The 24,066-nt window shown below is 40.0% G+C and carries 16 protein-coding genes; 7 read left to right on the top strand and 9 right to left on the bottom strand.

Features of this window, described 5'->3' with window-relative positions; all coding sequences use genetic code 11:
* Nucleotides 1–63: 63 nt before the first annotated feature.
* Nucleotides 64–1,335 (bottom strand): LysM peptidoglycan-binding domain-containing protein, encoded by a 1,272-nt coding sequence (locus AC0VZ5_RS15725; protein ID WP_475473639.1) that lies wholly within the window; start codon nucleotides 1,333–1,335, stop codon nucleotides 64–66.
* Between the two features lie 66 nt (nucleotides 1,336–1,401).
* Complete coding sequence (locus AC0VZ5_RS15720) at nucleotides 1,402–2,265, bottom strand: LytR/AlgR family response regulator transcription factor (RefSeq protein ID WP_475474764.1); 864 nt, start codon at nucleotides 2,263–2,265, stop codon at nucleotides 1,402–1,404.
* Between the two features lie 184 nt (nucleotides 2,266–2,449).
* On the opposite strand from AC0VZ5_RS15720, the gene AC0VZ5_RS15715 reads away from it, so the two are divergent.
* Together AC0VZ5_RS15715 and AC0VZ5_RS15710 are read left to right on the top strand one after the other, a co-directional pair.
* A complete protein-coding gene (locus AC0VZ5_RS15715) occupies nucleotides 2,450–3,730 on the top strand; it encodes an acyltransferase family protein (RefSeq protein ID WP_475473637.1) in 1,281 nt (426 codons plus the stop codon).
* A gap of 138 nt (nucleotides 3,731–3,868) precedes the next feature.
* Nucleotides 3,869–6,223, top strand: a complete 2,355-nt coding sequence (locus tag AC0VZ5_RS15710; RefSeq protein ID WP_475473635.1) for a tetratricopeptide repeat protein — start codon at nucleotides 3,869–3,871, stop codon at nucleotides 6,221–6,223.
* A gap of 121 nt (nucleotides 6,224–6,344) precedes the next feature.
* Here the strand turns inward: AC0VZ5_RS15710 and AC0VZ5_RS15705 are convergent, their stop codons facing one another.
* Entirely contained in the window at nucleotides 6,345–7,661 is a 1,317-nt protein-coding gene (locus AC0VZ5_RS15705) for a sensor histidine kinase (RefSeq protein ID WP_475473633.1), read from the bottom strand.
* Between the two features lie 2 nt (nucleotides 7,662–7,663).
* A complete protein-coding gene (locus AC0VZ5_RS15700) occupies nucleotides 7,664–9,082 on the bottom strand; it encodes a sigma-54-dependent transcriptional regulator (protein WP_198522126.1) in 1,419 nt (472 codons plus the stop codon).
* A gap of 226 nt (nucleotides 9,083–9,308) precedes the next feature.
* On the opposite strand from AC0VZ5_RS15700, the gene AC0VZ5_RS15695 reads away from it, so the two are divergent.
* The 5 genes from AC0VZ5_RS15695 to AC0VZ5_RS15675 all read left to right on the top strand — a co-directional run bounded on the left by AC0VZ5_RS15695 (nucleotide 9,309) and on the right by AC0VZ5_RS15675 (nucleotide 16,739).
* Nucleotides 9,309–10,562: an efflux RND transporter periplasmic adaptor subunit gene (locus AC0VZ5_RS15695; protein ID WP_475473631.1), complete on the top strand. Its 1,254-nt coding sequence runs from the start codon at nucleotides 9,309–9,311 to the stop codon at nucleotides 10,560–10,562.
* An 11-nt stretch (nucleotides 10,563–10,573) separates the two neighbouring features.
* Complete coding sequence (locus AC0VZ5_RS15690) at nucleotides 10,574–11,278, top strand: ABC transporter ATP-binding protein (RefSeq protein ID WP_138608574.1); 705 nt, start codon at nucleotides 10,574–10,576, stop codon at nucleotides 11,276–11,278.
* Between the two features lies 1 nt (nucleotide 11,279).
* Nucleotides 11,280–13,676 (top strand): ABC transporter permease, encoded by a 2,397-nt coding sequence (locus AC0VZ5_RS15685; protein WP_475473629.1) that lies wholly within the window; start codon nucleotides 11,280–11,282, stop codon nucleotides 13,674–13,676.
* An 83-nt stretch (nucleotides 13,677–13,759) separates the two neighbouring features.
* Complete coding sequence (locus AC0VZ5_RS15680; RefSeq protein ID WP_475473627.1) at nucleotides 13,760–16,174, top strand: ABC transporter permease; 2,415 nt, start codon at nucleotides 13,760–13,762, stop codon at nucleotides 16,172–16,174.
* A gap of 118 nt (nucleotides 16,175–16,292) precedes the next feature.
* Nucleotides 16,293–16,739, top strand: a complete 447-nt coding sequence (locus tag AC0VZ5_RS15675; RefSeq protein WP_178956813.1) for an REP-associated tyrosine transposase — start codon at nucleotides 16,293–16,295, stop codon at nucleotides 16,737–16,739.
* Between the two features lie 53 nt (nucleotides 16,740–16,792).
* Here the strand turns inward: AC0VZ5_RS15675 and AC0VZ5_RS15670 are convergent, their stop codons facing one another.
* Genes AC0VZ5_RS15670 through AC0VZ5_RS15650 form a run of 5 tightly spaced genes read right to left on the bottom strand, consistent with a single transcriptional unit; the run spans nucleotide 16,793 to nucleotide 24,044 of the window.
* On the bottom strand, nucleotides 16,793–17,320 hold the full coding sequence (locus tag AC0VZ5_RS15670; protein WP_464711473.1) for a sugar O-acetyltransferase: 528 nt from the start codon (nucleotides 17,318–17,320) through the stop codon (nucleotides 16,793–16,795).
* A gap of 4 nt (nucleotides 17,321–17,324) precedes the next feature.
* Nucleotides 17,325–19,694, bottom strand: coding sequence for a S9 family peptidase (locus tag AC0VZ5_RS15665; protein WP_464710695.1), 2,370 nt, complete (start codon nucleotides 19,692–19,694; stop codon nucleotides 17,325–17,327).
* Nucleotides 19,687–22,080, bottom strand: a complete 2,394-nt coding sequence (locus AC0VZ5_RS15660) for an ABC transporter permease (protein WP_475473625.1) — start codon at nucleotides 22,078–22,080, stop codon at nucleotides 19,687–19,689. Before AC0VZ5_RS15660 ends, AC0VZ5_RS15665 begins: the two co-directional genes overlap by 8 nt.
* On the bottom strand, nucleotides 22,074–22,808 hold the full coding sequence (locus tag AC0VZ5_RS15655; protein WP_464710698.1) for an ABC transporter ATP-binding protein: 735 nt from the start codon (nucleotides 22,806–22,808) through the stop codon (nucleotides 22,074–22,076). Before AC0VZ5_RS15655 ends, AC0VZ5_RS15660 begins: the two co-directional genes overlap by 7 nt.
* 9 nt (nucleotides 22,809–22,817) lie before the next feature.
* Complete coding sequence (locus AC0VZ5_RS15650) at nucleotides 22,818–24,044, bottom strand: efflux RND transporter periplasmic adaptor subunit (protein WP_464710701.1); 1,227 nt, start codon at nucleotides 24,042–24,044, stop codon at nucleotides 22,818–22,820.
* Between the last annotated feature and the right edge of the window lie 22 nt (nucleotides 24,045–24,066).

The raw sequence follows: 24,066 nt of genomic DNA, 5'->3' as shown, positions 1-24,066 counted from the left end.
CTTTTGAAGGGTATATGGGCTGATAAAGTCATCAGTCCATATATTTAATAATCAGCGAGGTAGTTAGCTATTAGACAAGAATACAGTAAGTTTTTTACCTATTTTTAAGTGGTCGCTCGAAAGGTTATTCCATTGTTTGAGTTTATTAATACTTACTTTGTAATACTTAGCGATTTTCCATAAACTTTCGCCTGATTTAACCTGATGTTCAATTTGGGTATCGGCTAATTGAGGGAGCACAAGCTTTTGGCCAATTCTAATGGTGTTACTTTTTAGATCGTTAAACGCTTTGAGTTGGCTAATACCCACTTTGTAGCGTTTCGCTATAACACTTAAGCTATCGCCACGTTTTACTGTGTAGTGTTGCCACTGACTATAATCATTGGAATCAAGATTAGCGAGCATGTTTTTAAATTGTGTTTGTTCAGCAACTGGAACAACAATGTGGGGTGCATCAATAATGGCAGGAAAGCGGATCACACCATGGTTTAAAGATTCAAGTTGCTGCCATTGCTTTTGGTTATCTAAAATAACAGCGCCATCAATAGGTAATACTGCAATTGTTGGGCTGTTTGAAATTGCAGGAAAAGCCATTTTTTGGCTTTTTAATAATTGTGCCGCAGCTAGTAATTTTGGCACGTACTGACTGGTTTGTTTGGGCAGTCTTAAGTTGAAAAAATCAGTGGGTTTGCCTTGCTTTTTATTGTTACTAATTGCCCTGAGTACACGGCCTTCGCCTAAGTTATAAGCTGCTATTGCATGATACCAATCGCCATCAAATCGCTTGTACAAGTACTCCATAAAATCCAGCGCTGCGCGAGTGCTATCAATAACATCTTGTCGGCCATCGTACCAAGGCGTTATTTGTACTTTAAAATATTTAGCAATGGCAGGCGTTAATTGCCAAAGTCCAGATGCATGCTTGTGCGAATAGGCACTGGCATCAAAGTCACTTTCAATTAGCGGCATTAATGCTAATTCTATGGGTAAGTTCCGCTTTTCAACCTCTGTGACTATATAATAAAGGTAAGGCTCAGCACGGCGACTAATTTCATCCATGTAATTTGGGTGCGATAAATACCATGCAATGCGTTGTTGTACATCTGGGTGGCTAGAATTGGCAAATGACAGCTGCGCTCGGATGCGTTGCCACACATCATCGAGTTTCTGAGGACTTAAGGGAGCTATTTGCTCAATATTTTCGTTTTTTTCTTTAACAATTTTTTTGGGGTTAGCCTTAATTTCAGGGGGTGATGTTGGTGTATCGGGTGTGGTTTCACAGCCGGATAAAATAAATACTAATGGCAAAATGCGGATAAATCGATTTGAGAACACGTACTACACTACTCCGAAAATATAAATGCGGCTAACCTAAAGCAGGTTAGCTTAACATAGCGTGAGTTAAGAATGACTTGTAGTTGAATTTAACAGTTCCTTAAATTGATCTTTATAGCGACGCGATAAGTTAAGTACTTTTCCTGTTGTAAGTTTTACTTCACTATCTCCACTTGCTAATGGCGTGATTGATTCAACCGCGTCTAATCTAATCGCATGAGAACGGTGAATGCGGCAAAACCCTTGTGGCTCTAACTGAGTTATAAGTTGTGTCATGGTTGCACGAAAAGGGTAAATTCGAGCGCCAATATGTAGATTTACATAATTGCCATTTGATTCAAGCCAATCTACTTCTGCTACGCGAACAATAAATTCTTTTCCCAGCTTTTTTACCAGTAGCCTGTCTAAGCTTACATATTCAGCAGTATCTTCGCCTTGACTGATCGGGGCTGCTTCACCTGTTAATTGGCTCACGACATATTGATAGGTTTTAATAACAATAATCAAAAATAAGAATCCCCACAAATCTTTGCGGTATTCATAAAGTAACTCAAACCACACTAACCCAAAGTCATATTGCATACCCTGCATGGTGTAAATGAGTTTGCGGATAGCGACCATAATACCAATATGTAATAACGAAAAAGCAATGCTCGCTACTAAGTACAGTAATATTGAATGAGAGATTTTTTGCCAATTAAAAGGTTGGGTTTTTAATAGCCAAACTAAAGCCGGAAACAATAATAAGGTGCCAATAGCACTCGAGTATTCCCACACAAAGGGCTCCCAGATCATAAAAGGAAGTGCGCCATCACGTTGGGCTTCCATAATATTTGAGCTGGCATTAATCGTGTTGTTTATAAAAATATAACTACATAAAAATAAAGTCGCGTACCAAGTTTGATAGCGCTGAAAGTGCGATAAAGTGATCATTATTATTGTAACTCTTTAAAAGACCGCAATTAGACTAGCAAGAGAGTGATAAAACACCAAGTTTATATCATCCCTGATATCCACCGTTTATCCCTATTGACTGTTTTATAAGCCTTTTATGATTGCTTAACACGGTGTGTTGTCCATAGTTGTTATTAATTACTCATAAGTTAAATCTTCTATGAATCTTAAAATAGTCATTAAAAATACAACACGTACGCTATTAAAACCTTGGTTAAATGTGTTTAACCAAGGCGAAGAGTTACCATCTCGCCGTTATGATTTAGATTGGCTGAGAGTACTTGCCTTTGGCTTATTAATTTTTTACCACACCGGCATGTTATACAGTGAAAATTGGGGCTTTCATTTTAAAAGTCAGTACTTATCCAGCGGTATTGAAAGCATTATGCTTTTATTGTCGCCATGGCGAATGGGATTAATTTGGTTTATTTCAGGTGTGGCGCTGCGCTTTATTGTTGCGCGCTTTAGTCTAGGTATGTTTTTAACTACACGAAGTGTAAAAATATTACTGCCTTTATTGTTTGGCATTTGGTTTATTGTGCCTATTCAGCTTTATGCGCAAATGAGCCAAGAAGCCAGTTTAGCTATGGGCTTTTGGAAGTTTTACAGCCAGTTTTTTGATTTAACCAACCCTTTATTCGAACGCTATCAAGCAGGGATTTGGCCTCATGTCGATGTGAATCACCTTTGGTACTTACGTTCGTTATGGCAATTTACTTTATTGCTGGTGTTAGTGCTGCCGTTGCTTCACTACACTACAGTGCAAGCAATAATCACGCGTTTATGTGGGCGCTCGTTATTGACTATTTTTATTGTATTGCTATTGCCGCTGTGTATTTTAAAACTCAGCTGGCCGAGCGATACTTTTCGATACCCCATGGGCGCGCTGTTCTTACTTTATGGTTACTTGCTTGCTTGGCAGCCTACATTTTATAGCCAGCTACTTCGCCATTGGCGAGTATTATTCGTGGTATTTACGTTAGGTTATATAGTTGTTGTGCTGTGTTACAACACCATTTGGCAAAACCCTGCTGCTAGCCAATGGCAAATTACCAGTATGGATATGCTGTATACTGCGCAACGATTAATGGGCGTGTTGTTAATGCTGGCACTAGCACAACATTTTTTGAATCACGATCACCCTAAACTGGCTTTATTAAACTGTGCAGTATTCCCTTTTTATCTATTGCATCAAAGTGTGATTATTGGCCTTGCGTTTTATTTGTCGAAGCTGCAATTAGGTGGTTTTGTGGAGCCATTACTTATACTCAGCCTCACTTTCATTATTTGTTGGCTGGTGTTTATTGTTGCGCGACGTATCGACTTATTAAGCCCACTGTTAGGAATTAAAGTCACAGGTAAATATAAAGCATGGCAAGTTAAAGTGGGCTTTGGTTGCGGGCTAATATTGGTAAGCCCGCTGATTTTCAGGTTGATTTAGCATCAAAAATATAACTTAATATATTTTATAAATGGTTGGTTTTAGGTGGTATGTGCTACAAAACTCGGTTAGATTAAAAGGTTACTATGTGGTTATAACTACAACTTTGGCAAAGCAAACTTATTTTAGGGATGATTGATGCGTTTTTTATTACTACTTGTATTTTTATGGGGCTTGACTAGCGCAGCTTTTGCTACAACTGCACCTAATTCAACGCCTGTAAATTCTGCTCCTATTATAGCTAATACGCAAAATAGCCAAGATTTGATGTATCAGCAACTGTTTAGTATGCAAAGCCAGCTCGTTCGACTAGATGAAAAGCTACAGCAACAAAAATCACTCGGTAATGATATTAAGACCTTAGAAGCGGCGCAGCAAGCACTCAAAGTTCAACTTGCTAACTTACAAACTAAACTCGAAGCGCAAAAGAATCTACAAGCTAATAAATTTACTGGTTTTAATGGACGAATTGGTGATTTAAAAGACTCAGTAAATTGGTGGTTTTCTATATTAACGATTTTTCTAGCATTGGGCGGTTTACTTATTTATAAGCTAAGTAGAAAAGAAGCAGAAAATGTAGCGCATCAACAGATGGAAGGCTTTATTAGCAGTAATGCGGATGAAATTTTAGCCAATGCGCAAGTTTCTTTGGAAAAGCAATTAGGTGAGGCTAATACATCTGTTGAATACTTAAAGAAATATATCGATGAAGCACATCAGATTATCGAAGAGAAGAGAAAAGAAGTTGAAGCAGCGGCTGACGATGTGCAAAGGTCTATTGCAGAGAAACAAGAGCCAAACCCTGAGTCATTAAGAATATTAGAAAATAGCACTAATAAAATAAGTAAAGGGCATACAACTGCGCGTGAATACTCAAACCTAGCAAGTGTTGGTTATGGGAAAAAGAACTATAAAGAGACTCTAAAATATCTAAATTTAGCTATTAAAACTTTGAAAGATAGTGAAAAACAAACTCGATTTCATGCACAGCTGTTATGGAATACAGCTATTGCCCATTCTATGTTGAAAAATGTAAGTGCTGAACTTAAATCTTATGATGAGCTAATACAAAACTTTAAAGGTATACATAATGAAGAAAGTTGGGATTTTGTTGCAAGAGCGATGTTAAACCAAGGTGTCGTTTATGCTAAGCAAGGCAAACCTGATGACGAGCTTAACAGTTACGCGACCTTGATTGAGCAGTTCAAAGGTTCATCGAATGAAGAGCTTCAAATTGAGGTTGCTAAAGCGATGGCTAACCAAGGTATTACTTATGGTCAGCAAGGGAAACCTGATGACGAGCTTAACAGTTACGCAACCTTGATTGAGCAGTTCAAAGGTTCATCGAATGAAGAGCTTCAAATTGAGGTCGCTAAAGCGATGGCTAACCAAGGCATTACTTATGGTCAGCAAGGCAAACCTGATGACGAGCTCAACAGCTACGCAACCTTGATTGAGCAGTTCAAAGACTCATCGAATGAAGAGCTTCAAATTGAGGTTGCTAAAGCGATGGCTAGCCAAGGCGTTATTTATGGTCAGCAAGGCAAACTTGATGATGCACTCAGCAGCTTCGCAACCTTGATTGAGCAGTTCAAAGACTCATCGAATGAAGAGCTTCAAATTGAGGTTGCTAAAGCGATGGCTAACCAAGGCGTTACTTATGGCCAGCAAGGCAAACTTGATGATGCACTCAGCAGCTTCGCAACCTTGATTGAGCAGTTCAAAGATTCATCGAATGAAGAGCTTCAAATTGAGGTTGCTAAAGCGATGGCTAACCAAGGCGTTACTTATGATCAGCAAGGTAAGCCTGATGATGAACTCAACAGTTATGCGGCTTTGATTGATCAGTTTAAAGGCTCGTCGAATGAAGAGATTCAAAATCAGGTGGCAATGGCGATGTTATACCAAGGTGTTACTTATGGTCAGCAAGAAAAGCTTGAAGACGCACTCAACAGCTATGCGGCTTTGATTGATCAGTTTAAAGGCTCAGCGAATGAAGAGATTAAAATTCGGGTAGCTGAAGCGATGTGTAACCAGAGTGCTGTATATTGCCGGAAAAAAGATTTTCGCTCAGCTCTAAAATCGCACTCAATACTATTTAAACAATTCCGCAGCTCAGAAAATAGTGAGATTAAAGAAGTAATAGCTGATTTACAGACCAATATTGCAGAGCAGGCTTTACTTTATGAAACGCCAGAACAGGTTCTTACTCGAGTTGCAGAGACAGAAAAATACTCAGATAATCCAGAGAGCTTAGCCGTAATGCAGTTTATTCGCTTTTTACTAGACGATAAAACGATTGAAGAGGTGTTTACTGCCTTAACCGCAATCCCAACTGAAATGAAATTAACCTGGGGCTTTAGTGAGATTAAAGATTACCTAACCGATAATTTTGAAGGTATAAAGCAACAACAGATTCAAGCTGTTGTGCAGTATTTTGAGCAACATAAAGATATTGAGCAATTAGGAGCTGAATTAGGAATTAAAGACTAGTTTTTGCCTTTTTATCGCCGTAAACGACGACCTACGAGATATGCTGTGCAATTTTGTAGGTCGTGCTTTAGCGCGAAAGTGCCAATGCTAATAAGTCGTCACCTTAAATGGCGTTCTACACTCAACCAAATACACACCTAAAACAGGCGCCTTGTGGTTTTGGTACATAAATTAAATCACCACCGTGGTTGAGCATTATTTGCCGAGAGAGGCTAAGACCAATGCCGGAGCCTTGTTGTTTGGTGGTAAAAAATGGCACGAAGATCATATCTATCACATGCTCACTGATACCTGGGCCGTTGTCGTTGATTTCTATATAAAGTTGTTGGCTTGCGTTTTGCGCCAAGCTGATTTCGACCCTTGCTTGAGTGGCATTCTCAGTACTGTACTTTTGATTACTCTTTAGTACTTCAAGTGCATTTTTTATTAAGTTTACTAATACTTGCTCTATTTGACTGCTATCAAGCATCACTAATTGCTGGCTTTGAATTGTAAGCTCTATATCTATTTGCAGTTCACGGGCTTGTTGTTGATGTAAAGCGACAATATGCGTTAGCATATCGGCTAAATTTTTAGGTGCTAAATTAGGTTTAGGTAAGCTACTAACTTGGCGAAAACGAGCAATAAAATCACCTAAATGAGCGGTTCTTGATGCTAACGTGCTTAGTGCAAGCTGTAAGTCTTGTTTATCTTCAAGCTCATTAAAACATAATGCTTGTGGCAGCAAATTACTGCAGGTATCAGCTAGTGATGATAGTGGCGTAATAGAGTTGGCAATTTCGTGAGTGAGCACTTTAGTTAAGCGTTTATATGCTTGTTGTTCTTTAAGTTGTAATTGGTCGTGAATTGATTGTAAGCTCACTACACGGCGAACCCTCCCTTGTATTTCGGCGATACTCAGTTGAATTGATAGGGTGTCGTGCTGCTCGCCATTTTGCCAGTAGGTGGTGCTGCGGATATTGTGTTCGGCGTTTAAAATTAACTCTCCAACAGCGCCTAACTCATGTAAATTTTGGAAGCTTTTACCTAGTAACTTACTAACGGCTGGGTTTGATTCGATCACCTCGCCGTTGTCATCACATACCATAACGGCTAAATCAACATGGATGAGCAAAGCTTGTAAAAACTGAGCTTGTTGCTCGGCATTAAAGCGCGCTGTTTGCATTTGTGCTTTTACTTGCTCAAATTGCTTAAGCATTGGGTGTTGCTGACCAAGCCCTAATGTACTGTCGCCATTAGCTAAAGCGCGGATCACCATTTCAGCTTGTTTTTGTTGGCGCTTAAACAGCGTAAAAATATGCGCTATTAGCGCCGCTGCGACTAGCATCATTAATAATGTCGTCGCTGAAAAACCATGCTTTTGCAATACATAGCTAAGCAACGCACTAACACTTATAAGTGCGATAATATTAAATGAAAGTAATAAATTAGCTCGCATGATTATAGCCCGTACTTTTCAAGGCGGCGGTACATGGCACCACGGGTTAAACCCAGTGCTTTGGCTGCATGACTCACATTACCTTGATGGTGCTTAAGTGCTGCGCGAACTGTGCGTTGTTCGAGTATGTCTAAATCAAAGGTGTCGTACTGTAGCTGATTGTTTATATCCTCTGTACTTTGACTCGCAGAATGAGCGCTAGGTGCTGCGCTATTACCTACAACTGAGGTTATATCGAGTGTATCCCCTTCAGTTAATATAACCGCACGCTCTATAGCGTGAGCCAATTCACGTACATTACCTGGCCACGCGTATTGGCAAAGCGCACTCATATCATCATCGCTAATGGTTAAGCTGCGTTTATATTTTTGCGCAAAGTGTTTTAGGTAGTAATTAGCTAATAATGGAATGTCATCGCTGCGCTCCCGTAATGCCGGAAGGCGAATTTCAACGGTGTTTATCCGATACAATAAATCTTGACGAAAACGCCCCTCTGCGACGGCTTGATCAAGGTTGTCGTTAGTGGCGCAAATAAGGCGAATATCTATATCAACGGCTTTACTGCTGCCAACGGGCGTTATTTGTCTATTTTGCAGTGCAGCCAGTAATTTGGCTTGATGCTCTAAGGGTAAATTACCCAGTTCATCTAAAAATAAACTGCCACCGTGGGCAAGCTCAAATTTACCAATTCGATCGCTTTTTGCATCGGTAAACGCGCCTTTTTTGTGGCCGAAAAGTTCGCTTTCAAATAAATTCTGCGCCACCGCACCCATGTCTAAACTCATAAATGTTTGATTATGGCGCATACTTGCTTGATGAATGGCGTGAGCGGTCAACTCCTTCCCTGTGCCGCTTTCACCGGTTATTAATATGTTGGCATCAGTTTGAGCTGCTTTTTCTATGGTGCTAAACACCTGTTGCATCGCATTGCTTTGACCTAAAAACTCAAAGTTAGGCGTGTTTAAGGCTTGGTTTAACCCTTGTTTTTGCAGCGTTAATTTGCCCACTTGCTGTTTGTCTTTTGCGTGTGAAAATGCAGCGGCGACTGCGCCAAGTAATTGCTCGTTTTGCCAAGGCTTGGCAATAAAATCAGAGGCCCCCGCTTTAATTGCATCTACGGCTAATTGAATATCGCCGTAAGCGGTCATTAATAAAACAACGATATTAGCGTCTTGTTCGATAATTTTTTTCAGCCAATAAAAGCCTTCTTTGCCACTGATTGAGTCTTGGGTAAAGTTCATATCAAGCAGTATTACGTCAACGGGCTGCTCGAGCTTGCGTTGCTCGTTAATGATGCCTGCAATGTCAAATGGATTGTCTGTGGTTTTAACACTTTGATAATGCTGTTTTAGTAATAAACGTGCTGCAATGAGAATGTCTGGGTTGTCATCAACAATTAGAAGAGAGCCTGTGTGTTTCATGTTTTTTATTCTTATAGAGTTTTATTTAGCCTAAAACAAAAAGGGGACAGTGTCCATAAATGGACGTTCATAAGATAATAAAGTGTTCTATAAACGGACACTATAATTAGTTCAAAAACTTAATTTGCAATTAAGTGCTTGATTTTATTGGTTAATTAAAGTTGGCGCACGCTTTGTAATAACAATAAGTAATTAGTTAAATTAAACCTGTATCAAGGTAGTCGACATGGACAAAAAAATAGAACGCTCATTTACGCAAAAGTATTTTAAAAAATTTACTTTTGCAGCTCTTACTTTAGGTGTTGCTGCGGCTGCATATGGTTTTACGCAAAGCAGTGATACAGGCCGTAGCCAAAATATCGAGCGTAGTGGTTTAACGGTTAGCACGGTTAAACAAGGTGCCTTTAAAGATGCCTTAAGCTTACGCGGTCAAGTTGTGCCAAAAACCAGTATTTATCTCGATACCATTGCTGGTGGTCAAGTGGAAGAGCGATTAGTCGAGCAAGGTGAATATGTTGAGAAAGGCCAACCGCTCGTGCGCTTAAGCAACACTAACTTACAACTTGATGTAATGAGCCGTGAAGCACAAGTTACCGAGCAGCTTAACTTTTTACGTAATACGCAGATGATGATGGAAACCAGCCGGTTAAACTTACGCCGCGACTTATTAGAAATCGAATTAAAAATAACTCATTTAACACGTCGATTAAAACAAACTAAACCTCTGGTTAAAAGTGGCGTATTGGCGCAAGACCAACTAGCTGAGCTCGAAGAAGATTTAAATTATTACCAAGCGCGTAAAAAGCTCACCCTTGAGCGCCAAAAACAAGAAAATTCAATCCGTGAGGTGCAAGTGGCGCAGTTGTCAGACAGCGCTAAAATGCTCGAAAAAAATCTGCAATTTGCGCGTCGAAATCTCGACAACTTATTAATCAAAGCACCGGTATCGGGTTATTTAAGCGAACTTGATGTGGAAATTGGCGAATCTAAAAACAGTGGTGCGCGGTTAGGCCAAATAGATATTCCTAATGAATATAAATTAGTGGTGCGCATGGATGAATTTTATTTAAACCAAGTGCAGCGTGACATGGCGGTAATGATTGAGCTAGAAAGCGGCACGGTGAATGCAAAAGTGAGCAAAATCGATAGCCGCGTACAGCAGTCACAATTTCAAGTAGAAGTGGACCTACCCAGTAACACTAAAAGCATTAAGCGCGGCCAAAGCATTGATATTGAGTTAATGCTAGGGGATGACAATAACAATGCCTTACTACTTAAACGCGGGGCTTTTTTTACTAACTCGGGCGGTAACTGGGTTTATGTAATCGAGCAAGGCGGTGATAAAGCAGTGCGCCGTGATATCCGCCTAGGCAAAAAGAATCAACACTATTTTGAAGTGCTTGAAGGGCTAAACGCTGGGGATAAAGTGATTACCTCTAGCTACAGCAACTTTGACAAAGCACAGCAACTACAATTTTAAGGATAATAACAATGATCAAACTAACTAATTTAAGCCGCGTATTTCGTACTCAAGATGTTGAAACAACAGCGCTGAGTAATATTAACTTAACTGTAAACGAAGGTGATTTTTTAGCGATAATGGGGCCATCTGGCTGTGGTAAGTCAACGCTGCTTTCTATTTTGGGTATGCTTGATTCACCGACCTCAGGCAACTTTGATTTTGCGGGAACTGACATTGCAGGCTATAGCGAAAAGCAACTAGCAGAGCTACGTAAAGAATCAATTGGCTTTGTATTTCAAAGTTTTAACTTGATTGATGAGCTAACAGTTTATGAAAACGTAGAGTTGCCATTGCAGTATCAAAAAATATCAAAAAGTGAGCGTAAGCAACGCGTAGAAACCATTTTAAAGCGCGTGGGTATTGATCACCGCGGCGAGCATCTACCACAGCAACTGTCGGGTGGTCAGCAGCAGCGGGTAGCCGTTGCGCGTGCATTAGTGATTAATCCCAAGCTAATTTTAGCCGATGAGCCAACCGGTAACCTCGATTCTAAAAACGGTGATGAAGTGATGGCGATGCTACGCGAATTAAACCGCGAGGGCACCACGGTTATTATGGTGACTCACTCAGAAAAAGAGGGTGCCTATGCTGATCGTTTAGTGCGCCTATTGGATGGCCAAGTGATGCTTGATAAAGCAAATGTTGTGCAGCAAGCCGTTGTTGAGGTTGCTTAATATGTTTATTAATTATTTAGTCACTGCTTTAAGATCATTTAAGCAACAAAAACAGCATTTTATCCTAAACCTTTTAGGGCTAAGTATCGGCTTAGCTGCGGCAATTTTAGTGGCACTATTTGCACAAAACGAGTTGTCATACGATAGTCAGCAGCCTCACGCTGAACGTGTTTACCGTGTAGGCCAAGATTACTCAAAGTTGGGCTTATCAGTCATTCCTATTTTTAATTATTCTCAAGCGGCAAAAGCCACTGAATATAGCCAAGTAGAAGAAGTGTTTGGTTTGACGATGGTATCGTGGACCAGAGAGGCGATGGTTGACGTGCAGTACCTGGATCAGGGTTTTAAACTTAATGACTTGTATGGGGCAACGCCAAATATTGAGAACTTTATCAATATAAACACATTGGCAGGGGATTTAAAAAATGCAATGAGTACACCTGAGAGCTTGGCTCTAAGTGAATCTGAAGCACTGCGTATTTTCGGTACAATAAATGTTATTGGTAACACGTTACAGCACGAACAAGGGCAATATACTGTACGGGCGGTGTTTGCAGATTTACCAAGCAATACTCACTTTGCATTTAAAAACCTCGTATATGTAAAACATGATCCAAATAACCTGATGGTTAATAGCAGTTATGTTTATATGCGTTTGGCGCCGCAAGCAGATCCAAAAGCACTCGCTGATACACTGTCTAAACAGTACTTCAATGGGCAAATGGCGGGTCAAGTTGCCATTGAGTTACACCCATTACTAGACTTACATTTAACAGCAAAATCGCCATTTGAAATGAAAGCAGGCGGCGCAAAGCAAGTTGTAACGATTTGTGCAGGGTTGAGCGTGTTACTTATTTTGATTGCTGGCTTTAACTTTATCAATATGACAGTAGCGCAGTCTGCAAAGCGCGCTAAAGAAGTGGGTGTGCGCAAGGCACTTGGTGCAAGTAAGCTGCAGTTAGTAACACAGTTTTTAGCTGAATCTACTTTGGTTGCTCTATTGTCGATGATTATTGCCTGTGTGTTAGTGGAGCTGTTATTGCCAAGTTTTAACCAGCTGGTCGATCGTGAACTGATAGTGAGTTATTTTTCAGCCTTTGGTTTGGGCATTATGGCTGTTGTTATTGCTGTAGGCATACTTGCAGGTTTGTACCCGGCATTGTTTATCTCATCATTTAGCGCGAAACGAGTGTTAAGTGGCGATTTACAACGCGGTAATACGGCCATTTGGGTACGTAAATGTTTATTGACCTTGCAAGCTTCATTAGCAATCGGTTTGATCATTGCATCAGTTACGTTATTAAAACAATTATCTCATTTACAAAGCCTTCCTTTAGGCTATCAAACGCAGCAACGCTTAGTGGTTTCAGAGTTGCCGGTGCAATCGGTATTTACGCAGCAGCCTAGCGCACTAATTAATCGCTTGACGGCTATAGATGGTGTAGAGCAAGCAACGGTTATTGATACCCGTTTAACCGTTTCAATTAACAATACATTACAGCCCACTTGGCCCAATGGTGAATCTTCAGGTGGAATAACCCCTGTGATAGGTTCTGGTTTTGATGTTGTAAAAGGGCTAGGCCTTACGCTTATTGCTGGTAGAGACTTTAGCCGTGAGTTTTCCTCAGACTGGGCGACGCGAGCAAACGGGGTTACAACAGTAGGTACAATTATTACAGAAACCGTTGCCAAGCAGGCTGGTTATAGCAATGTGGCTGATATTGTTGGACAAAAAATTAAAGACACAGGGCGTAATGTGGATATGCAAGTTGTTGGTGTTGTAAAAGATGTAAAGGTTGGTAATGCACAAGATGCGAATTCTAACATTATGTTTTTATGTGGTTATAACTATTTAACACCAGTATCTGAAGTAATTTTAACCGTGAACGTGCAAAACCTCCCTGCTATAAAACAAGCAGTGATTACAGCTTTAGCTGAAGTGTCTAATATTTATGAGCCAAAAATAAACCTGCTAGCTGAAAACTATAAAGCGGTATTAAAAGGTGATGAGCGTGTTTCTCTTGTCGTACTTATATTTACTGGCCTTGCAGTGTTCTTAACCTGTTTAGGTACTTTTGGTTTAGCTTCATTTGCCACAATTCGTCGTCAAAAAGAAGTCGCTGTACGCAAAGTACTGGGTGCATCACGCATCAGCATAATGAATCTACTGGCAAAAGAGTTTTTAATTTTAGTGCTAGGAAGTGTAGCCATAGCATACCCGCTAACTTATTGGCTGGTGGGTGATTGGCTCGCAAACTTTAATGAGCGTGTTGATCAAGCGCTGTGGGTTTATCTGGTTGCCGCTTTGAGTGTTACTGCGATCACTTGGCTGACGGTTGCAAGCCTCGCCTTTAAAGCTGCCAGTACGAGACCGTCGCTTACTTTACGTTATGAATAAATAAAGTTTATTAGCCAAAGCTATAGCCTGTCGGTGTAACCGGTAGGCCGTTTGGGGTGAGAACAAGGTCTTATAGGTTAGGTATGTTGATATCACATGTAACAACAGCGTTTCGAGTATTTAAGCAATATAAGCTGTATTCGTTATTGAATGTTTTTGGGTTAAGTATTGGTCTTGCCGCAGCTCTGTTAGTGACGTTATTCGCAGAGTATGAATTGTCGTTTGATGAAATGCAGCCCGATCACCAGCAAGTTTATCGTTTGCATGTTGATGTAAAGGTGCCGGGCTTAGAAGAGATCCCATTAACGGTTGTAAGCATTGCGCAAACAGTGTCTTCACGTAGTGATGTAAGCAACTTATTGGTGCTGGCAGATGTGGTCGATAGTGATTTATTTACTGATCATATTAAAGTGGCTGGGCAAGCGTTTAAGCTGCGAAATGTATATGGCACTTCGGCCAATTTACGTGATTTTATTCATCTTGATGTGATAGCTGGCAATCTTGAACAAGCGCTCTCAGAGCCCAATCAAATCGCCTTTAGTGCAAGTGAGGCTGTAAGGTTATTCGGCAGTGTTAGCAATGCGTTCGAGCAAACCTTATTGATGGGCGAGAAAAGTGTCACTGTGAGTGCTGTTTTTAATGACTTACCCGATAACAGCCACTTTTTGTTTCATGCTTTAGTGTCTGTTGATTTCACCGAACATAACGATATATCGAGTTATGTTTATCTAAAAACTGAGCAAGGAGCTGATTTAAAAGGCATAGAAAAGCAGTTAGCTAGAAGTCTTATTGAAAAATATCAATTAAAGAATAGCCAGCTTGAATATCGTTTAGTGTCGATGCGAGACGTGTATTTTAAAGCCCATTCTCCCTTTGAATTTAAACCTGGCGGGTCGGCTTTTTTAGTGAACTTGAGCCTGGTATTGAGCGTGTTACTACTCGCCATTGCCGCAGCCAATTACATTAATATTGCGGTATCGCAATTGTTGTATCGCAGCAAAGAAATTGCTATGCGAAAAATGCTGGGGGCGAGTAAGCGACAATTAATTCTGCAATTTTTGTTAGAAGCTTTGCTAATGCTGGCCTTTGCTACGGTGTTAGCGTTGTGTTGGGTTGAGGTGTTATTACCAAGCTTTAGTGACTTTGCAAACCGCCCATTACAGCTAGTTTGGGATTGGTCACAATTGCTAGCTGTATTGGGGTTGATACTTTTATTGGCTTTTGTATCAGGTGTTTACCCAGCTTTATGTGTCGCACGCGCTCCGCTTAAAAGTTTACTTGCAGGGCAATTGCAAACAGGTCAGATTCTGCGTAAAGGCTTGTTAGTATTTCAAGCAGCCATGGCAATGGCTTTAATTGTTTGTACGTTAGTGAGCTTGCAACAGTTAACGTTCTTGCAAAGCTTAGCGGTTGGTTATGATGTGACGGATCGCATTGTGATACACGATTTAAGTAGCAAGCAATTGATGGCAAAAGAGCATGCGATACTCAATGAGATCCGTGCACTGCCCGGTGTCGTGCAAGTGACCACTACAGACACAGATTTAACCGATAGCATCCTAGAAAGTTTTTACTTCCGTTGGCCAAACGGCTATGAAGAAAGCGAACTGCCACCGACTATTGGCACAGGTTTTCATGCCGTGGAAACCTTGGGTCTGACACTACTTGCTGGCCGAGATTTTTCACCACAATTTCAAAGCGATTGGTTGCATTATGTCAATGAGGAGTCAAATACGCAGCAGGGCGAGGATACGCCTCAAGCAATGGCCATTTTGGTGACCGAACAAATGGCAAAACGCGCTGGCTATGAGAGTGTGAGTGAGGTAGTGGGGCTGCAAGTTCAGGGGCTTTACCGCAACATCAATGCCATCATCGTTGGTGTGATAAAAGACATTAAAGTGGGCTCGGCAAAAGACGATTGGCTGCCTGTGTCATTTTCAGCAGGGTATAGCTCACAATCAACCGTTAGATTGGTGGTAAGCACCGAGCAAGCAAACTTTCCTCAATTATTGAGTCAGCTACGCCAGCTTTTAAAACAGTTTAATTTAACTGCCAACCCGCAATTTAGCCTAATGCTTCAAGACTTAGCCAAGGTTTATCGCGTCGAGCATGACTTGTTTGTGCTTATTCGAAATTTCTCTGTGCTGGCCATGTTTTTAAGTTGCTTAGGTTTATTTGGACTAGCGGCATTTGCAGCGAAACGTCAGCAAAAGCAATTAGCCATGCGAAAAGTATTGGGCGCAACCCGTTTAAATTTAGTTAATCTACTTGCCCGTGAGTTTTTAATCATAGTGTTCGCAGCGGCAGCAATTGCTTTACCTCTAGCTTATTGGCTAATGGATAACTGGTTGCAAGGTTTTAACGACCGTATTGAGCAAACCATTTGGGTATATTGCTTGGCAGGCCTCATTGTGGGTGCGTTTACTTGGCTAACCGTTGCCAGTCTTGCCTTTAAAGCCGCCAGTACACGGCCATCGCTTGTTTTACGCGATGATTAGATAAGTAAACAATGTCGCTATAAATGACGACCTACAAGGTTGTAGAAAGGTGTAGGACGTGCTTTAGCGCGTAAATAGGCTATATTTTATTTCTGCTTTAGAAAAAGGAATTTACTAAATGAGCTGGAGTAACTTAAAGAAAGGGCGTGTATCAATTCAATCAGGCGAATACTTCATTACATTTACATGCCACCGCAGAGAAGGGATATTTAGTAATTTCGATCATGCTAATATCTTTTGTAGATGCATTGCGAGTAATGAGCTCAAGTATCAATGCCGTTGGTTAACTTGGGTTTTAATGCCTGATCATTTCCATGGTTTGTTGCAGCTTAAAAACAGTGAATTAGGGGTTGTAGTGGGTCACTTAAAAGGCGCATCAGTTCGAGAAGTTAATAAAGTACGGGATTTAAATCAGCCTGTATGGCAAAGAGCGTATTATGATCATGCGCTGCGAGAAGAAGAAAATAGGATTGAAATAGCAAGGTACATTGCTGCAAATCCTTTGAGGCGCAAGTTGGTCACTAGAATTGGTGACTATCCGTATTGGGATTCAGTATATTTGTAAATTTAATATCGCAGGGGGTTGTCGCCGTAAACGACGACCTATGATATAACTCTTTAAATATCTTTAATTTTTATCGCGGGGTTACCGACAACAACAGTGTTCGCAGCCACACTTTTGGTTACTACTGACCCTGCGCCCACAACAGCGTTATCGCCAATTGTAACGCCAGCTAACACAATAACTCCCGCGCCAATCCACACATTATTACCGATAGTAATCGGTGCAGTAAAGTTCTCCTTCTTGAGCCGCTCTGTAGGGTTAATCGCATGCGAGACTGCCAGTAGCTGAACATTCGGGCCGATTAAACAATCGTCGCCAATGCTTATAGCTCCTTCATTAATTGGCGCATCTAACACAGTGCAGTTAATGTTTATAAAAGTACGATCACCAATTTGTATTTGTGAGCCATAGTCACAATGAAAGCCTGCTTCAATAATGACGCCCGAACCGGAGTTAGCAAACAGTCCTGTTATGCGTTTTAAGTTACCTTTACTTGGGCTTTTATTAAATAAGCGGCATATTTCATGGGTGGCTTTGCGTTTATCAAGCCGCTCTTTTGTAATCGAATTAAATTTTTTCAGCATACTATTTTGATTTTTTGAGCCACTTTTTTATCCATTCAGATTGGTGTGACAGTAAATAAGATAAATTTTCTTTAGCTTGATAGCTATGCCCTTCATACGGGAGCATAATTAGCTGAGCTGTTTTTTTATTCGCAATTAATGCTTGATACATTCTCATTGACTGCAATGGGTAAGTACCAGAGTTTTGATCGCTTTCCCCATGAACCAATAATAATGGTTCATTTATTTGATCGGCATAAATTAAAGGCGATATATTAATGTATGTATCCCTTGCTTGCCATAGGTTACGCTGTTCACCTTGAAACCCAAACGGTGTTAGGGTTCTATTATAAGCTCCGCTTCGTGCAATCCCAGCTCTAAATAGATCGGTATGTGCAAGTAAGTTAGCTACAGTAAAAGCTCCGTAAGAATGACCCATAACGGCTAACTTTTGCACATCAATATGGCCTGATTTATCTAAGGCATTGACTGCGGCTTCGGCATTTAGATTAATTTGATTGATAAAGTCATCGTTAGGTTCACCTCCATCAAATGAGGTAATTGGCATTGAAGGTGATTCAAAAACAGCAAAGCCGTCATGCAGAAATACCAATGGGCTTAGCGGATCAAACTCTCTAAATAAATTTGTCCGTACAGTATTTTGTTGGCTAAGTTTTTTATTTTTAAACTCATCAGGGTAAATCCATAAAATTGCAGGGATTTTATTTGATTCATGCGTTTTATAATTGTTAGGTAAATGCAGTGTTCCAGTAAGATCTAATCCATCACTTCTTTTATAGCTAATAGTTAGTGGCTGGTTTATAAATTCATTTTTATTTTCGTTAGAGTACAGTAAGATCTTTTCATTAAAGCTATTGTTTGTAACTGCATAGTATTGAGGTGCATTTTTGTTGTTTTGTTTTTGGATTACGAAGGTGTTGTTGGCGACTCTTAAAGGCATTTCTATATGTTTAGCATCGCTTAAAAATATTGTTTTATCAAGATTATTCAATATATTGTAATGTTTGGCTATGGGTCTTATGCCGTTCTTACTTTGCCCAGAAGAAAAGAAAAATAAGTTATTATTTTGCTCAACTAAAACTTCATATCCAGCAGGCGTACGTAATGTCTGAGGGTCACCAAAGTCATTGTATTTATCACGATAATCTCTTTGGTGGATTAAAGTACTGGTAGTGTTTTGAGCATTGATTAAAGTTGTTCTGGCCTGCTTGCTGTCATAGCGCCAGTCTTGAAGTATTCCAACACCAGATAACCCCCACAAAATATCATGAACTCTCCATGTTACTTGATGCATTAATTCTTTATGGTTTGAAAATGGGCTTTCTAATTTATAAATATGATCGTGATATGTTTGTGGTAATGACATATCACCTTTATCACTCGCCTCTACCCATGTAATAGTTGAGTTTTGTGAAGGCAACCATTTCACCAATCTAGCGCCAATAGGAACACTATCTTTGGACTTAGGTAGGTTAATTTTATCTTTTAAACTTGGTAAATTATATATATCAGAGGGATTGTCTATATTAACGATATTATAAGTACTCCCCCATTTTTTATAAGGTAAATAAGCAGATAACTCACTCGGTGGCGTGGAATACAGTAAATACTTTCCATCAGGGGAGACGGAGAAATCATTAACCAAGCCACTTTTAGTTAATGTAGAAACTTTACCATTGAGGTCTACCTTCACTAACTTGGTTTGATTGATAGATATAAACAGCTCTTTCATCTGGTCATTGATTAATAAGTTTTTATGAGTTCGCCCTTGATCTGTCTGCAGCTCAGATGACAATACATTGGGCTTTTTAGTATTATGTCCAAGTGCATTTATTCGGGAGTTTCGCTGCTTGACGACAATGCTTTGACCATCAGGAAGCCATCTCAGGTGCCTTCCGCCAAGACTTGTGGATAAATTGAGTTCTGTTAGCTTATTAGATACATTGCTATCGATATCGTACAACCATAGTTTTGTATTGGCGCCCTGCTGAATTAAAAATGCGATTTTTTTAGCATCAGGGGACCAATTAAAATCGACAATCACCCCTTCTAAGTTATTAACTTCTTCTCTTGTGTTTGTAGCAATATTAAATAACGTTGCATGGCTAAATTGTTCAGTATTAACTCGGCTCGATAAATTAGTATAAAAATCTAAGCCAGCTAATGCGACGCGCTGTTGAGATAAATAATCAATAGATGGGTATTTTATTTGGTGTAAAAATAAAACCAGTTCCCCATTTGGCGATAATGAAATAGTTTCTTGCCCCGTAGACTCTATCAGTTTAGTCCACTTACTATTATCAATTTCAATAGCTTTAACGGGTGATGAGGCAATGAGCAAAAACGCTATGATAAGATAAAATTTATTCATTTCGTAATGCCTTTATTGGATCTTGTCGTAACGTTTGGTTGATCGGGAAAAAGCTAGCCAGTACAGATATCGCTAATAACCCTAACCAAATAGTCATTGTTAACCACCAGTTTATAGGCAGGTCAATACCAGGTAATGACATACAATAGCCTATAACTAAAAAGGCCGTTGAAAAAGCTAACACTAAACTCATTGAAATGGGTTGCATGAGCTCTAATAAGCTTTCTTTTAGCAATCTATAATTATCAGCCCCCATAGAAAGCTTTACGCCTAAGCTATATCTGCGCACTTTCACTAAGTAGCTAACAATACCGTTTATGCCAATACCCACCATGAGCAGCGATGTTGAGGCCAGCACAATAGCTAGCCATGCAGCATTTAAGTGGCGTTGCCTTTTATCATCAAACAGGCTTGTTAAAGAGGCTATGTTATTAATGTCTAGTCGTTGGTCTATTGCTAATACTGCTTGTTGAATATCTGCAATTGCATTATTTTCATCTGAAACAGTAATCAAATACGTAAATTGTTGCCAGCCAGGGTAATCTTTAGGTGTAAATACTTCAAAGTCTTCACTTTCAGGGCTGCCAGGCACATAGGTATTGCTGACAATGCCTATAATTGAATAATACTTTTTATTATCAAAGCTCACTTTACTGTTTAGTACTTCATTACTGTTTTTATTAAGTAAATCTGCAAGGCGCTGATTAATAATGATCGGTGGATTTTCGAGCTGTTCATCTCCTTCGGCAAAGTCTTTACCCGTAATCGTTAAATTCAGTTCAGTAAAGTAATTGGTCGTGACTAAGCTATTACGTGCTTGGGCAATATACTGTCCAGCTTCGTTGTATATTTGATTGACGTTAACCGTTTTAGGTAATCTCATCTCAGAGGAAACAGCTAAACTACTGACACTATTGAGCGCCTGTAATCTTTGGCTGATTGCTTTGTGTAAATTAATACGCTCGCCGGAGGAGTTTACATTACTGTAGTTAATTGTTAGTGAATACTTACCTTCCGTGTTAATTCCGTTTTCTCTAAGTGCTTCAGTTAACGTAACAAGTACTACGTGGCTGGCGGCTGTTAATACTAAAAACGAAAACAATATTTGCAAACCAACCAGTAAATGGCTGGTGGCTGAACTCATTTGTTTACCGGTGCCTTTACCGCTACTTTGCAAGCTGCTCATTAAACTCTTTTCTTTAACAACACTGAGTTCTATAAATGAGTAAAGAGAGGCAATACTGATAATTAAAAATACTGAAAACAGCAGCGTATTAATGCTCAAAGACAGGGTGTCTAAGCGCTGAATGGCATCAGCTGCAAGGCTTTGAATAACCATAAAACCGATTTGAGTAAATGTTAGAGCAAGCAGCACCGCAACACTAATGAGTAAAACATTATGTTTGAGTGTTTCCATAATGAGCTGTTTTTTACTGGCGCCAAACGCAAAGCTTATCGCAAGCGGTTTGATACGTGTAATAGCTTTAGCAAGCTGCATGCTAGACAGGTTGATAAGAGCAATAAGCATTAATAAGCACACACCTAGTAACAACATTAATACAATCTTTCCGCTGTCACCTCTAAGGGCGTCATTAAATGCAGTAACACGCGCACCCACTGTAAAATCTTTTAAAATATTAGGCGCGTGTAACTGCGCACCTTTAAGTGACAAATCAATTAACTGCTTATTAATTTCCTGCTCTGAAGCTGTGGGTTTAAATCTAACTACATTCTTATATGCCCCCATAAAGCCGTTAGATGTTTTTGGGTTAAATGACTCATCAGCATCAATCGGTATCCATATTGCGTTATTTATTTTGCTGTAATTGGGTAGTACAAGGTCGTCGGGTGCGACACCAATTACATTGAAACGACGTTGATTAAGTTGTATTTTTTTACCAACAATATGAGGGTCACTATTATAGTAGGTTTGCCAAGCGCGATAGCCTAATACGACCGACATTTGCTGAGTACCGAGCGCTTTTGATTTATTGAATAACCGACCAAGTTTGGCTTGAACGCCGAGTAAATCAAATAGATTATGTGAAGCGAGTATGACGTCAATTTCGGGTCTACTAGACTGATCAAGCAGTTTGTAATCAGTCCATTTATGATAAGTAGCGACATCAGTAAAAACGGTGTTTTCTTTTTTAATGTAGCTCATAACTTTTGAATTACTAGCAGGACCTGAGTAACCTTTAGAGTTAATGGTGCCTTCAAGTAAGTATAAGTTATCGCTTTGCTGGTAAGGTAGTGGGGCGAAATACACTAGATCAACTAAGCTAAATGAACTAAGTACCATTGACAGTGTTAATGCCAACGTGAAAACTGTGGTGAAATAGTACTGCTTAGCGCGCTTGAATGTACTGTAGGCAGTTTTTAACATGGCTGAGCAACCTGTTTTTCATTTGTAGGTTTGCTTGACACTCGTTCGTCGCTTTGGGCAACGACGGTACCGTCTTTTAACTGAATATTTCGCGTAGCCATATCGGCATAACGCGGATCATGGGTAACTAATACAATGGTGGTGCCTTGCTGGTTAAGGTCTTTTATTAATGCCATGATTGCATCGCCATTTTTCGAGTCTAAGTTACCAGTAGGTTCGTCGACCAGCATGATGCCAGAGTCACCAGCTAACGCGCGTGCGATTGAAACACGTTGTTGCTGACCACCAGAAATTTGATTTGGGTGTAAATCAGCTTTATCAGCTAGGCCCACTTTTTCAAGGCAGTCTAATGCTCTTGCTTGGCGAGATGATAAAGAGTCGCCACGGTATTTTAGCGGTAGCGCAACATTTTCAAGTACTGTCATTTCATCAATTAAGTTAAAAGATTGAAACACAAAGCCAATACGATTACCTCGTACTTTTGCACGTTGGTTTGAATCCATATCAGAGACCAGTAAACCATCAATGTAATATTCACCGCTTTGAGGAGTATCGAGCAGCCCCATAATATTAAGCAGTGTTGACTTGCCACAACCAGAAGGCCCAGAAATAGAAATAAACTCGCCGTCGTACACGGTAAAGCTAATCCCTTTTAAAACTTGACTTACTTGCTCCCCGTTCGAAAAGGACTTACTTAAGTTATTAACTCGTAAAATTTCAGTATTCATGTTTTTTCCTTAACCAGCTATTCTTATTGTTGTTGTTTCAACGGGGATATCTAATGTAGAAATAATAACTTGTTCACCAGGCTCTAAACCCGACAGTACTTGGATCAGTTGCCCTGACACTTTACCGTATTGCACGTCAACTTTAACGGCTCTATTATCTGTTGTGAGTTTAAATAATGAGCCATAACTGCCTTCACTTGCACCTGTTGGCTGCTTTATATAATTCACTTCTTTTTGTACGTCGGCAAAAATAGTTGCATCAACTTGTTGCATTGGTTTCATGGTGTCTGATTCTGAAGCTTCTAGTTCAATATCAATTTGTACAGCACCGTCGCTGATCACTGGATCAACACGAACTACTTGGCCACGCACTTGATCATTCAACGTACTAATTTGGGCCGTCATACCAATTTGAATTAAATGAGCTTGAATTTGCGGTACTTTTATTTCACCAACCAAAGGGGAGAGGCTACCGATTAAAGCAAGTTCAGAACCTGCAGTAACGCTTTGCCCTAAACTTAAAGGTAAGCGCTGAATAACGCCGCTCATCCCCGCTTTAACTGAAAGTTGCTCTACCATTAATTTGGCGACGTCAAACTCGTCTTGCGCTTGGGCTATTAAGTCATCTTGAATCGAAAGCGATTCTTTTTGCATCTGTGCTAATTTATCAAGTTTGGACTCTTCAAGGGCAATACGTTTTAAGAGTTGCTTGGCTTCGAGTTCATTTTTCTTGGCGCTAATCCCTGAAACAATGCCTGATTTAGCTAATGTACGTTCTGCTTCAACTTGCAGCATGGCTATTTCAGATTGTGCTTTTAGCTCAGACACGCTTGATTCGTTGTTAAGCATCTCACGCTGTTGTAGCAATACGGTTTGACGTTTTTGGGTTTTGGCATTTTTAAGCTTTGCTAATGCTAAGCGCAGTTTACTTTCTAGCTCAGGGTTATTTAAAGTAAGGATCACAGTGCCATGTTTAACTACAGCACCTGCTTTAAGTTTTATTTCGTCAACCACAGCATTACTGGTTGCGGTAAGTAGCCGTTTATTGATTGATTGCAATGAGCCATAGCCATCAACTTTAATTGAAAAATCACCACGCTCAACCTTCGCAATAGTGACAGAGTCTTTTGGAATAACTTCAGCATTATCCGCAAACCCTAATTGCCAGCCAGAAATGAGCATAACGACAGATAAACCTATCAACCCTTGATAGATTAGTTTGGATGTAAATTTCATAGCTATTCCTTATGGTTATTCT

Source organism: Pseudoalteromonas sp. QJM3NY_12 (assembly GCF_056173165.1).
This window is presented reverse-complemented; position numbering and strand designations above follow the sequence as displayed.